Genomic DNA, 12,709 nt, shown 5'->3' with positions numbered 1-12,709 from the left:
CGGCAAGCCACTCGGTGACACGGAGGAGCACGCCATGCGCATGCGCGCGACCACGACGACCGTTGCCCTGATCGCTCTGCTCGCCGGTGGGTGCGCCCGCCCCGGCGACGGTCCCGGAGCGGCGGTCCCCGGCCCGCAGCGCAGCGGGCCGGCCGCGCCCGTGGTGCACGACCGCTGGGAGTCCTGTGACGCGGCGCTGCCGAAGGACCAGATGGACCAGTTCACCGCCGCGCACGAGGCGCTGACGATGCCGCTTCTCGACGACTCGTTCCAGCCGGTCGCCGCGGTCGTGTGCCGGGTCGGCATCCGGCAGCGCCCGGGAGGCGGGAGTGAGCAGACCGCCGAGGAGGCCCGCGCCGACGATCTCACCGCGCTCCTGTCGGCGTTGCGGTTGCCCGACGAGGCGTCGACCGCGGAGATCTGCACCGCCGACCTGCCCGGGGTGCCCTGGGTGGTGCTGGTCGACCGGGACAACCGCTGGGTCCGCCCCGGCGTTCCGGTCGACGCCTGCGTCAAGCCCCGCACCGAGTTCCGAAAGGCCTACGACGGGCTGGTGACCGTCACCGTCTCGAGCCGGGTGACCGGCCAGATCGAGTCGGACGAGGCCGCGACCGCCGGATGCTCGCAGACGTACGCCGACATGACCTGGACGACGGGCGCCATGGGCAGCGAGAACAAGGGCACGCTCGGCCCGCTGCCGGAGACTGCCTCGGCCCGTCGTTGCGTCTACGACGTCCCGGCGAGCGAGCGTGGCAGCGGGAAGCCGGCCGGTGGCTTCCGCGCGGGCGGGCCGCTGTCGGCGGCCGACTGGACGGCGATCCGCGCCGAGGTCGCCGCGTCCGAGCCGGCCTCGCCCGCCTGTGACCAGCCGGCCAGCCGGTTCGCGCTGGTCCAGTTGGAGCCGGGTGGCACGCTCAACATCGAGGCCGACGGCTGCCGCCGCATCCTGGCCGAGGTGTCGGACGGTCCCGGGGTCTTCCGCACGAGCAGCGAGCGCCTGACGAAGCTGGTGTTCGGGTGACCTGTCTTCGGGCCTGAGCACGGCTTCCGCGGCTCGGCGCCGGTCGGCGGCGACGAGGGCATGCGGGCGGACCCGCGAACCACTCCGCCGGTGTTGATGCCGAGCCCGGCCGCCTTCGCCCGCGGGCGCGAGCCCTGCCTGCTCTATCCGCGCCCCTGATCGCCGCGCCCCTGATCGGCGGCGAAGGCGGCGAGCGAGCCGAGGATCAGCCCGAGGCCCAGCTCGAAGGCACGGTCGGCGCGCTCCCGGCCGTGCCCGGCGGCCTCGATCGCGGCGACCAGCACCGGCGTGCGGGCCTGCGCCGGGTCCCAGACCTGGTCGGGCGCGGCGATGTCGAGCGCCGACCCGATGACGAAGCTGTCCAGCACCGTGATCACGTCGAGCAGCCGTGCGGCCGGGATGCCCGCCGAGTGCAGCACCGTGGCGATGTCGTCGTACATGTGCACCACGTCGGGGGAGGAGACGGTGTGCGCGGTCAGCATCGGGATGAGCCGCGGGTGGCGGGCGAACGCGTCCCGATAGCGCAGCAGCAGCGCCCGTAGCGCCTCGGCCCACGTGCCGGTGAGGTCGGCCGGCGGCTCCTCGCGGAAGATCAGCGCCCGCATCGCCTCGATGATCTCGGTCTTGCCGCTCAGGTGGTTGTAGATCGACGACGGGCGCACCGACAGCGCCGCCGCGACCTCGCCGAGCGTGAACTCGCCCTTGGCGTCGACCAGCGCGAGCGCCGCCGCGGCGATCTTGTCGACCGACAGTTTCGGTGTGACGGGCCGGGCCATCGGCGAACCCCCTTGCGCTCGGCTGAGGTGGACCACCATAGTAAAACGAATGCCGTTCGTTAAAGTCTGACATGAGGTTGCCATGGAACTGATCCGGTCCGCGGCCCACGACTCGCCCGCCCGTGTCGACGCGCCGGCCCGTCCGCCGTTGCGGGTGGGCCTGGTCCAGCACCACTGGCGGCCCGACCCCGCGGAGCTGCGCGAGGTGCTGCTCGGCGGGATCGCGCAGGCCGCCGGCGCCGGGGCCGAGGTGGTGTTCCTGCCGGAGCTGACCCTGTCGAGGTATCCGGCGTTCGAGGAGCCGGCCGGCAGACCGGTCGACCTGGCCGAGGACCTCCTCACCGGTCCCACCGTGGCGCTCGCGGCCGAGGCGGCCCGGCGGCACGGGATCCTGGTGCACGCCTCGCTCTACGAGAACGTCGACCTGGGCGACGGGCTGGGCTTCAACACCGCGGTCCTGGTCGACCGGACCGGGACCGTCGTCGGCCGGACCCGCAAGACGCACATCCCGGTCACCGAGGGCTACGTCGAGGACAGGTATTTCCGGCCCGGCCCGGCCGACGACGCCTACCCGGTCCACCAGCTGCCCGGCGCGAAGGTGGGGCTGCCGACCTGCTGGGACGAATGGTTCCCGGAGGTGGCCCGCTGCTATGCGCTCAAGGGGGCCGACATTCTCGCCTACCCCACCGCGATCGGCTCCGAGCCGGACCATCCCGACTTCGACACCCAGCCGCTGTGGCAGCAGGTCATCGTCGGCCACGCGATCGCCAACGGCCTGTTCATCGTGGTTCCCAACCGCACCGGCGACGAGGGGCGGATCACCTTCTACGGCTCCTCGTTCATCGTCGACCCGTACGGCCGGATCCTCGCCCGTGCCCCTCGCGACAGCGAGGCCGTGCTGGTCGCCGACCTCGACCTCGACCAGCGCCGGGACTGGCTGACCCTGTTCCCGTTCCTGCGCACCCGGCGCCCGGACACGTACGGTGGCCTCTCGTGACCGCATGGCGCATGCCGGCCGAGACCGAGCCGCACACCTGCACCTGGATGGCCTGGCCCTCCTCCGGATACGCCGACGGTGACGAGGCCCGCCGGGCGTGGGCCTCGGTGGCGCTCGCGGTCGCCGAGTTCGAGCCGGTCCGCCTGGTCGTCGACCCGTCCGCGATCCGCGACGCCACGGACTGGCTCGGTGACGCCGTCGAGTACTTCCAGGCCCCGCTCGACGACGCGTGGATGCGGGACATCGGCCCGACGTTCGTGGTCGGCCCGGACGGGCTGGGCGCCGTCGACTGGGTGTTCAACGGCTGGGGCGGGCAGAGCTGGGCGACGTGGGAGAAGGACGCGCGGATCGCCCGCCGGGTCGCCGAGTGGGCCGGCGCCACGATCATCGGCTCGGAGATGGTCAACGAGGGCGGTGGCATCCACGTCGACGGCCGGGGGACGGTGCTGGTCACCGAGACGGTGCAGCGGGATCCGGGCCGTAACCCCGGGTGGACCAGGGGGCGGGTCGAGGGTGAGCTGCGCCGCACCCTGGGCGTCCGCGAGGTGGTGTGGCTGCCGCGCGGCCTGACCCGTGACTACGAGGAGTTCGGCACTCGCGGGCACGTCGACATCGTGGCCACGTTCCCCGCGCCGGGAACCGTGTTGCTGCACGTCCAGCCCGATCCGGGGCACCCGGATCACCTCGTCACGGCTGAGATCCGGGCCGCCCTGCCTGACGACTGGAAGATCATCGATCTACCCGCGCCGGAGGGGGTCGAGGACGGGAACGGCCCAGTTGATCACTCGTACGTCAATCACCTAGTGTGCAACGCCGGTGTCGTCGCCTGCACGTTCGACGATCCCCGGGACGACCAGGCGCTGGAGATCCTGGCCGCCGCCTACCCCGGCCGCCGGGTCGTCGGCGTCGACGCCCGGGCGATCTTCGCGCTCGGTGGTGGCATCCACTGCATCACCCAGCAGGAACCCGCAATACCTGGAGGAGAGTCGTGACCGACGTCGACGTCGTGGTGGTCGGGGCCGGTGTCACCGGGCTCACCGTCGCGAACCGCCTGCACGCGGCCGGCCGCCGCGTGGTGGTCCTGGAGGCCCGCGACCGCGTCGGTGGCCGCCTGCTCACCGAGGACCACGAGGGCGTCCGTCTCGAGGTCGGCGGCCAGTGGGTCTCCCCGGACCAGACCGCCCTGCTCGCGCTGCTCGACGAGCTGGGCCTGGAGATGTACTCCCGCTACCGGGCCGGGGAGTCGATCTACATCGGCCGCGACGGCGTACGCCGTACCTTCGAAGGGGAGAAGTTCCCGGTCTCCGCGGGCACCGCCGCCGAGGTGGAACGCCTGGTCAAGGAGATGGACCGGCTCGCCGCCCAGATGGACCCGCTGGAGCCGTGGGAGCACCCGGACGCCGAGGAGCTCGACCGGATCTCGTTCGCCGCGTGGCTCGCCGGGCAGACCGACGACCCGGAGGCCCGCGACAACGTCGGCCTCTACGTCGGCCCGGCGATGCTGACCAAGCCGGCGCACTCGTTCTCGGCGCTGTCGGCGGTGCTGATGGCGGCCAGCGCGGGCGGGTTCAGCCACCTGGTCGACGCCGACTTCATCCTGGACCGGCGGGTCGTCGGCGGCCTGCAGCGGGTGCCGCTGGCGCTCGCCGCCCGGCTGCCGGACGGCGCCGTCCACCTGGACGAGGCGGTCACCAAGGTCGAGTGGACCGACGGCGGGGCGACCGTCCTCACCGGCCGCGGCAGCTACCAGGGCCGCCACGTGGTGCTGGCCGTGCCGCCCACCCTGGTCAGCCGCGTGCAGTACGTTCCGGCGCTGCCGCCGGTGCAGGCCCAGATGCGCCAGCACATCTCGTTCGGCCTGGTGATCAAGCTGCACGTCACCTACGAGACGCCGTTCTGGCGCGAGCTCGGGCTGTCCGGGACGGCGTTCAGCCCGTACTCCCTGGTCCACGAGGCCTACGACAACACCAACGAGGACGTCGAGGGCGAGACCCGCGGCACCCTCGTCGGGTTCGTCTCCGACGTCAAGGCCGACGCCCTGCTCGCCCTCGACCCGGAGACCCGCAAGCGCCGGGTCCTGGAGGCGCTCGCCGCCTACTACGGCGAGCAGGCGCTCACCCCGGTCCACTACTACGAGAGCCCGTGGATGGCCGACGAGTGGACGGTCGGCGCCTTCGGCACCTCCTTCGACATCGGCTCGCTCACCCGATACGGCCGCCACCTGCGGTCCGACGTCGGCCCGCTGGCCTTCGCCAGCAGCGACATCGCCGGCCTCGGATTCCAGCACGTCGACGGCGCCATCCGGATGGGCGAGGCGGTCGCCGCCCGCATTCTCGATCAATAACCCGATTCGGTACGGCCACCCGCGCGGCGATCGATGCGGACGACGTCGGGGGCGGGCGGTGTCTGGGGAGATGATCGTCTAGATTCCGGGGTATGCCCGAGCGCACGCACATGGTCGACGCCGTCAACTGGGCCTCCCTGACGCGCGACCCCCGCGCCTCCACCGGGGTGCCCGCGGCCCTGCACGCGCTCTGGTCCGCCGACGAGTTCCTGCGCCGCAGCGCCTACAACTACCTGGCCGGCACGCTCGTCCAGCAGGGCAGCCGCTTCCCGACCAGCATCGCGGCGATCCCGTTCCTGATCGACGTCATCGCCGACCCGGCGGCCGGCGACCGGTTCGGCGCCTGCCAGCTGCTGCGCCTGATCGCGATCGGCGACGAGACGTACTGGCTGATCGAGCGCCCCGACCCGGCGGCGTTGCGGGCCGTCCCCTCGCCCGAACAATGGGACATGGCCGCCTATGATGCGGTTCGCGCGCGGATTCCGGCATTCCTGACAGCGCTGACCGACCCCGAACCGGCCGTGCGGATGCACACGGCGCACCTGCTGGCCTGGTTCCCGGAGGAACGCCACGTCGTCGTGCCCGCCCTCACCCGGGTGATCGAGTCCGAGCCCGGCGCGCACGTGGAGGTCGCCGCCGTCGCCGCGGTCGCCGCCGCCCTCGCCGGAGGGGTGGCCGCCGACCGGGCCCTGACCGGGGCGCTCGCCATGCGCCTGGCCGGTCCGGTGCCGACCGAGCGGTGGGCCGCGGCGATCGCGGTGGCCACGCTCTACACCCGGCCGCCCCGCGAGGTGATCGACCAGGTCTACGAGTGTCTCCTGGAAGCCGGCGACCCGGTGCCGAACTGGCCGTTCCTCGAGGGCGACATGCGGACCCTCGCGGCCCTCAGCCTGTCCCGCCTCGACCCGGCGACCGCCGCCGACCGGGTCGAGCTGCTGATCCGGCGGCTGCGCAAGACCCGCCCCGGCCAGGAGCGCACCACCCTGATCGGCGCGCTGGTCGACGCGGTGTTCCCCCGCACCACCACGCTGATCAGCCGCTTCACCGACCTGCAGCTGGCCGTGGTGCGGGCGCTCATCGAGGCCGACGCGTGGGGCGACGGGCCCTACGTGGTGTCGCTGCTGGCGGCGGCCGGCCTGCCGAAGGACGGCCGCTTCCAGTCCTGACGACCATCAGGTCGGCCGCACCCGTGCCGCCGTGTCCCCGTGCCGCCGAGCCCCCGGCGGGTCCGCCGCCGTACCCCCGGCCGCTGCGTCCTGGTGCCGCCGCGGCCCGTGGCGCCCCCGCCATACCCCCGCCGCCGCATCCCGGTGTCGCCGTACCCCGTGCCGCCCGCTGCCGTACCCCCGGCCGCTGCGTCCTGGTGCCGCCGCACCCCGTGCCGTGCCTCCGGCGGCGCGCCCGGCAGAATGTCCGGTCATGAGCGACACCAAGCAGCGACTGCTCGACGGCGCCCTGGCGGCGCTGCGCGAACACGGTGTCACCGGTGTGTCGGCCCGGACCATCGCGGCCGCCGCCGGGGTCAACCAGGCGCTGGTGTTCTACCACTACGGCTCGGTCGACGAGCTGCTCGGCACCGCCTGTGAGCGGGCCACCCGGGAGCGCGTGGCGGCGTATGCGGACCGGTTCGCGGCGGTCGGCTCGTTGCGGGAGCTGCTGTCGGTGGGCCGGGAGCTGCACGAGGCGGAGCTGGCGGCGGGCAACGTGTCGGTGCTGGCGCAGATGCTGGCGGCCGCGCAGACCGGGGAGCGGCTGGCCCCGCCGACGGCGGCGGCGCTGCGGATGTGGTCGGACGAGATCGAGTCGGTGTTGCGGCGGCTGCTGGCGGGTTCGCCGGTGGCCGAGGTCGCCGATCTGCCGGGGCTGGCGAAGGCGGTGGCGGCGGCGTTCGTCGGTCTGGAGCTCTACGAGGGCGTCGATCACGACGGCGGACAGCAGGCTCTGGCGGCGCTCGACCAGCTGGCGGTGCTGGTCGAGGTGGTGGACGAGCTGGGCCCGCTGGCCCGGCGGGCGCTGCGGTCGAAGATCCGCAGTCACCTGAAGGACTGATCTCGGGAACTTCCCGGCCCGCATGATCGACCAACCGGCGTGTCTCTTCCTGATTTGACCACCTATGCCCCACATCGGTCGGCGCTGGACGCCGAGTTCGAGGGCACGATCGTCCCCGGGCTGCGCGCCGACTTCTACCGCCGGGCCGACGGCGACCGCATCGCCTCGGTGGGCCGCTACTCCTACCGTGGCCGCGACGTGCTGATGGCCTGGGGCTACACCGACGAGAAACACTGCCGCCAGCACGCCGTCCGCTCCGTGCACGGCTGGAGCGCGGTCGCCGACGGCTGCCCCGACGTGCGTCTCGACGGCGACAGCTTCGAGGTCCGCACCCCGGACGGCGAGTGGCTACGCCCCTGAGCGCGACGTCCGACCGGCCCGGCGCGCGGCGTCGATCACCGGATCGGTCTCGTCGTCGAACTGTCCGATCACCTGCTCCAGCAGGTCCTCCAGGGCGACCAGCCCGACCACCGCGTCCGCCTCGGTGACCAGCGCGACCTGGTTGCGTTCCCGGCGCATCGCCGCGATCGCGTCCAGCCCGCTGGTCCCGGCGGCCAGCCGCAGCGGCGACGTCATCAGCTGCCCGGCCGTGGCGTCACCGCCGGCGCCGACCGCCTTCGCCGCCTCCCGCACGTGCACGATCCCGGCGATCGCCCCGTCCGCCGACGTGACCGCCAGCCGGGACCGCCCGGCCTCGACGCTGCGCAGCTCCACGTCACGGGCGCCCGCCGCGGCCGGCACCGACACGATCCGTGCGGTCGGGGTCATCACGTCGCCCACCGTCGTCGACTCCACCGCGAGCATCGCGGTCAGCAGCTCGTGCTCGGCGTCCGGAAGCGTCCCGTGCTCCTTCGACGTCTCCAGCAGCATCCGCAGCTGCTCGGCGCTGTGCACCTGGGCCAGCTCGTCCTGCGGGGTCACCTTGACCAGCTTGAGGCAGGCGTTGGCCAGCCCGTTCAGCGCCGCCAGCACCGGCCGCAGCATCGTGGTGAACCCGACGAACGGGATCGCCAGCAGCTGCGCCGACGACTCCGGATGGCTGATCGCCCACGACTTCGGGGCCATCTCGCCGACCACCACGTGCAGGAAGCCGACCAGCGCCACCGCCAGCACGAACGCCACCGCGTAGGCGGCGTCCGCCGGCAGCCTGGCCATGGTGAAGACCGGCTGCAGCAGGTGCGCGACCGCCGGTTTCGCCAGCGCGCCCAGGCCCAGCGTGCACAGGGTGATGCCGAGCTGCGCGCCGGCCAGCATCAGCGACAGCCGCCGGGTGCCGGCCAGGGCCGCCCGGGCGCCGCGCGACCCCTCGGCCGCGGCCGTCTCCAGCCGGTGCCGTTTCGCCGCGACCAGCGCGAACTCGGCGGCCACGAAGAACCCGTTGAACACCAGCAGCGCCAGCGAGATCAACAAGGCCGGTGTGGTGCTCATGCCGCCACCTCCGCTGCGCTCCGGCGTCGGCATGAGTTACAGGCGTTGCTCGATGATTCGCTCGCAGGCTCGCTCATGCCTGGTCCTTCACGATCAGGTGGATCCGATCGGGCACCCGCCGCCGGACCGCCAGCACGGTCAGCGCGGCCACGCCCTGCGGCACCGGCTCGCCGTCGTCGTCGATTCCGGGCGCCAGCTCCAGCTCGATGCTCGCCCGGACCGCGGGCAGCCGGCCGAGCACGGTCATCAGCAGCCCCGACACCGTGTCGTAGTGGTCGTCCTCCGGCAGCCGGACCCCGGTGGCCTCGGCGACCTCGTCGATCCGTGCCCGGCCCGGCACCAGCCAGCCCTCGCCGTCGCGCTCGATCACCGGCTCCGGCAGGTCGTCCTCGTCGCGGATCTCACCGACCAGTTCCTCGGCCACGTCCTCCAGGGTGACGATCCCGGCGAACCCCCCGAACTCGTCGACCACCACCGCCATCTGCCGGTGCGCCGCCTTCAGCCGGTCCAGCACCACCGGCAGCGTGCACGACTCGGGCAGCGCCACCGCGTCGGACGCCAGCTCCCGCACCGGTGTGCTGTCCCGTACCGCCGGATCCAGGGCGACCACGTCGTTGATCGACACCACGCCGATCACGTCGTCCAGCCCGTCGCCGATCACCGGGAACCGGGAGTGCCCGGTGTCCAGCAGCTCCACCACGCGGGAGGCGGGCTCGGCCGCGCCGATCGACATGACGTCCACCCGCGGGCGCATCACCTCGGCCGCCGTCCGGTTACGGAAGTCCAGCCCGTGATCGAGCAGCCGGGCCGCCTCCGCGTCCAGCGCCCCGTGCGACCGGGACGTCTCGATGATCCGGTCCAGATCCTCCGCGGTGGCGCCCTGCGGCAGCTCCTCCACCGGCTCGATGCCGACCGCCCGCAGCAGCCGGGTCGCGGTCGCGTCGAACACCCGGATCAGCGGCCCCACCACGGTCAGGTAGATCACCGTGGACCTGGACAGCGCCCGCGCCACCGCCTCCGGCTCGGCGATCGCCAGGTTCTTCGGCGCCAGCTCGCCCAGCACCATCTGCACCACCGTGGCGAACAGCAGCGCGACCACCATCGAGATCGACGTGGTCGCCGCCTCCGGCAGGCCGGTGGCCCCGAGCAGGTCGGCGGTGCCCTCACCGAGATAGGGCTCGGCCACGTAGCCGGCGAGCAGCGCCGTCACCGTGATGCCCACCTGGGAGCCGGACAGCACGAACGACAGCCGCTGCGTCACGTCCAGCGCCCGGCGGGCGGCGACGTCACCCTCGTCGGCGAGCACCCGCAGACGCTCCCGGTCGACGGCCACGTAGGCGAACTCCTGCGCCACGAAATAGCCGGTCGCCGCGGTCAACAGGACGATGGCCACAATGCCGATCGTGATCAGCACGAACAGTCACCGCTCCAACGATCAGACACGTTCCGTAACCTAGCAGGTCCCGGAATCGGCCCGGGGCGCAGGCAGTACCCGCACACCGGGCCGTCAATCCGCATCCCGGCGCCCGCCCACCCACGAGGGTCCGGGCCCCGCCGCGCTACCGGGCAGAGCGCCCATCGGTGACCCGACCGGTCAGAGCATACGAGTGTGTCGTGGAACCCAGCTCGACCCTCGCCTCGATCCGGATCTGCTCCGGGTTCTCGGCCAGATCGTCGGTGACCGTCGGGATCTCCAGAACGCCGGTGTCCTGCCCAGCCTCCACGCAGGTGAACACGTACACCCCGGCGGTGGACAACGGCCGGGACGGTTCCGGGTCGAGTCCCTGATCGCCCAGCCACCGCGGATCCAGGTCGGTGGTCGACACCTCGGGGCCGCTGGAGGCGCCCACGACCGCGCCGTCCAGGCAGATCGTCGTGTCGGCCGGCTCGGACAGGTGGATGCCCCATCGCAGCGTCGCGCCCTCGGTGACCTCGGATTGCGCGTCGATCTCCACGGCCGGCGCAGGATCGTCGTTCTCGATGACCGAGGTGTCGAAGAAATTGCCGACGACCAGTCCCCGTACCGCCTTGGCGTGCACCAGCACCCGGCTGTCGTCGCCGTACCGCGTGTTGGCGGGCACCTGGAACGGCACCGTCAGCCGGCGGTCGCCCGGCTTGACCGTCAGCACGGCCGAGGCCCTGTTGTCGAGGAACACCCGCACCTGACCCGTTCCGCTGCCGGTCACCGTGAGCGGCAGGTCGACGGTGGTGGTGCCGGCGTCGCCCTCCCTGGCGCGTACGGCGCCCACATCGATGCGTGGGAGCGGCCGGGCCTGCGGGTCCGGCGTGCCCGGCTGATGTCCCCAGGCGTCCAGCAGCCATCCGGTGGCCGAACCGCGCGGTTCGATCTCCAGTGCGGCGATCGACGACAGGCCCTTGAGGGGCACACGCACCTCGCGCGCCCAGTAGCCGAAGGTGTTCCGGGTGCCGGGCAGCCCGTCGACGCTCACGTCACCCAGGCCCACCCGGCGTCCCGAGCGGTCGGTGGCGGCGACGCCGAACGTGTTGCCGCTCGTGTTCGGCGGCACGATCAGCCGCATCGCCAGCTCACCCGCGACGTCGGCCGCGCGCGGAGGGGTGAGCACAGCGGCCTCGCCCGCGTTCAGGCGGACGGCCCAGCGCCCGGGCTCGACGTCCATGTAGTTGAACCCGGTGAAGTGCGGCGAGCCCATCGACTCGCCCTCGGCGTACGGCAGGCACTCCTTGCCCGCGTCGTTGTGGTTGACCTGCTCGCACAGACGGGCCCCGCCGAGGCGCAGCGCCGGGCCGGGAATGATCACCGGCGTGCGCGCGGCGCCGATGGCGTGGCTGAGCACGTGGGCCGGGCCGGCCGACGGGGCGGAGACACCGGTCCCGTCGATCAGCGGCAGCACGGCGTCGTCGTCGAGCAGGAACACCCGCGCCGCGGCGGCGACGTAGGTGGCCCCGGCTCGCTGCTGCTGCGCCGCGGTCAGCCGGGTCGGCCGGCCCGGCCCGCAGACCGGATCGTCGGTGGCCCACCAGTCGTCGTCCGACGGGGCGGCCGACTGACCCGGTGTCCACTCGGTGTTGTAGAAGTTGTGGTTCGCGCCGATCACGTACAGCGCGCTGTGCAGGGCCCGGCCGGTGCTCACGCCACGGGTGGCGTCCACGTACATCTGGCCCTCCAGGGCGGCGTCGCCGTCACACCCGCCCAGCAGCATCATCGAGGGCACGTCCGGCACCGGATTCTGGCCGCCGCTGGTGGGGCCGATGCCGACCAGTCCGCGGATCGTCCAGCGGACCCTGCCCCGATATCCGTCCACCGCTGCCGGTGGTGGTGTGATCGTGTCCATGACCGCCCGGTTGGCGCCCTCGCCTCCGCGTGAATGGCCGACCAGCATCACCCGGGACAGGTCGGCCGGAGCCGCCTGCCGCACGATGGCCGGCGCCGCGTCCGCATGCCGGCCGGCCCAGTCCGCCCACTTTCCCAGGTGGAGCCGGACCAGTGAGGACCTGGCCTGCGCGCCACCGTCGTCGAGCCCGTCCTGGGCGTTCACGCCGTTCGCGGCGATCGACACGGTCACGTAGCCCTGCGAGGCGAGCAGTTGCTGCATCGACCGGAACCCCCGATGGCTGGGCACCGTCCGGGAACCCTCCGGGCAGGGCCAGCCGTCCCGGAAGCCCTCCTGCGGCGTGTAACAGGCGTCCTGCCTGCCGTGCAGGAAGACGACCATCGGCCGCTCCGGCGCGCCGCCCTTCGGCGCGATCACCAGCGCCTGCATCTCCACCGGTGCCCGCAGCCCGGGGAGGGTGACGGCCGGCAGGTCGTACTCACCCTCGACCGTGCCGAGCGTCCCCGGGACGCCCGGGTCGACGGCGTTCACCGGTTGCCTCCGCGGCATCATGACGGGCCGATCGTCGACCGCCGAGGCCGTCTCGGCGGTGGCCGGTGGGGTCACGGCGATCACCCCGGCCACTGCCACGAGCAGCAGGCCGCCGATCGCCGGCCGGCGCCCGGCCCGATCCGAAAACAGTTTCATGCCCCACTGACGGGCCGGACTGCGCCGGGGGACGCACTTTCCGGCCGCAGCGCCTGCGGTCACTGCGGGCCGGACCGCTGCTCCGGCTCGGCG

General features: G+C 73.1%; 11 protein-coding genes. 7 read left to right on the top strand and 4 right to left on the bottom strand.

All coding sequences use genetic code 11. The annotated features are described in order from the left end of the window. Positions 1-34 precede the first annotated feature (34 nt). Positions 35-1,021, top strand: a complete 987-nt coding sequence (locus BM290_RS18435; RefSeq protein ID WP_093615569.1) for a hypothetical protein — start codon at positions 35-37, stop codon at positions 1,019-1,021. A 143-nt stretch (positions 1,022-1,164) separates the two neighbouring features. On the opposite strand, the gene BM290_RS18430 is transcribed toward BM290_RS18435, so the two are convergent. Next, complete coding sequence (locus tag BM290_RS18430; RefSeq protein WP_177319770.1) at positions 1,165-1,797, bottom strand: TetR/AcrR family transcriptional regulator; 633 nt, start codon at positions 1,795-1,797, stop codon at positions 1,165-1,167. Positions 1,798-1,879: 82 nt separating this feature from the next. Here BM290_RS18430 and BM290_RS18425 point away from each other — a divergent pair, with 82 nt between their 5' ends. The 6 genes from BM290_RS18425 (at position 1,880) to BM290_RS18400 (ending at position 7,547) form a co-directional block, all read left to right on the top strand. Continuing rightward, positions 1,880-2,794 (top strand): nitrilase-related carbon-nitrogen hydrolase, encoded by a 915-nt coding sequence (locus BM290_RS18425; RefSeq protein WP_093615565.1) that lies wholly within the window; start codon positions 1,880-1,882, stop codon positions 2,792-2,794. Beyond that, positions 2,791-3,786 carry an agmatine deiminase family protein gene (locus BM290_RS18420; protein ID WP_203779247.1) on the top strand — a complete coding sequence of 332 codons (996 nt, stop codon included), beginning with the start codon at positions 2,791-2,793 and terminating at the stop codon, positions 3,784-3,786. The genes BM290_RS18425 and BM290_RS18420 overlap by 4 nt, the downstream gene beginning before the upstream one ends. After that, on the top strand, positions 3,783-5,138 hold the full coding sequence (locus BM290_RS18415) for a flavin monoamine oxidase family protein (protein ID WP_093615561.1): 1,356 nt from the start codon (positions 3,783-3,785) through the stop codon (positions 5,136-5,138). Before BM290_RS18420 ends, BM290_RS18415 begins: the two co-directional genes overlap by 4 nt. 92 nt (positions 5,139-5,230) lie before the next feature. After that, entirely contained in the window at positions 5,231-6,304 is a 1,074-nt protein-coding gene (locus BM290_RS18410) for a HEAT repeat domain-containing protein (protein WP_093615559.1), read from the top strand. 253 nt (positions 6,305-6,557) lie between these two features. Further along, positions 6,558-7,187: a TetR/AcrR family transcriptional regulator gene (locus BM290_RS18405; protein ID WP_093615557.1), complete on the top strand. Its 630-nt coding sequence runs from the start codon at positions 6,558-6,560 to the stop codon at positions 7,185-7,187. 54 nt (positions 7,188-7,241) lie between these two features. After that, positions 7,242-7,547: a hypothetical protein gene (locus BM290_RS18400; protein ID WP_093615555.1), complete on the top strand. Its 306-nt coding sequence runs from the start codon at positions 7,242-7,244 to the stop codon at positions 7,545-7,547. Here BM290_RS18400 and BM290_RS18395 read toward each other — a convergent pair. The 3 genes from BM290_RS18395 to BM290_RS18385 all read right to left on the bottom strand — a co-directional run bounded on the left by BM290_RS18395 (position 7,536) and on the right by BM290_RS18385 (position 12,616). Then, on the bottom strand, positions 7,536-8,615 hold the full coding sequence (locus BM290_RS18395; RefSeq protein ID WP_093615553.1) for a hemolysin family protein: 1,080 nt from the start codon (positions 8,613-8,615) through the stop codon (positions 7,536-7,538). The genes BM290_RS18400 and BM290_RS18395 overlap by 12 nt on opposite strands. Positions 8,616-8,688: 73 nt before the next feature. Continuing rightward, complete coding sequence (locus BM290_RS18390) at positions 8,689-10,029, bottom strand: hemolysin family protein (protein ID WP_093615551.1); 1,341 nt, start codon at positions 10,027-10,029, stop codon at positions 8,689-8,691. A gap of 145 nt (positions 10,030-10,174) precedes the next feature. Beyond that, positions 10,175-12,616 carry an alpha/beta hydrolase gene (locus tag BM290_RS18385; RefSeq protein ID WP_093615549.1) on the bottom strand — a complete coding sequence of 814 codons (2,442 nt, stop codon included), beginning with the start codon at positions 12,614-12,616 and terminating at the stop codon, positions 10,175-10,177. Between the last annotated feature and the right edge of the window lie 93 nt (positions 12,617-12,709).

This window comes from Actinoplanes philippinensis, assembly GCF_900113015.1.
GTDB lineage: Bacteria > Actinomycetota > Actinomycetes > Mycobacteriales > Micromonosporaceae > Actinoplanes > Actinoplanes philippinensis.
The sequence above is the reverse complement of the archived record's forward strand: the minus strand, read 5'-3'. Positions and strand labels throughout refer to the sequence as shown.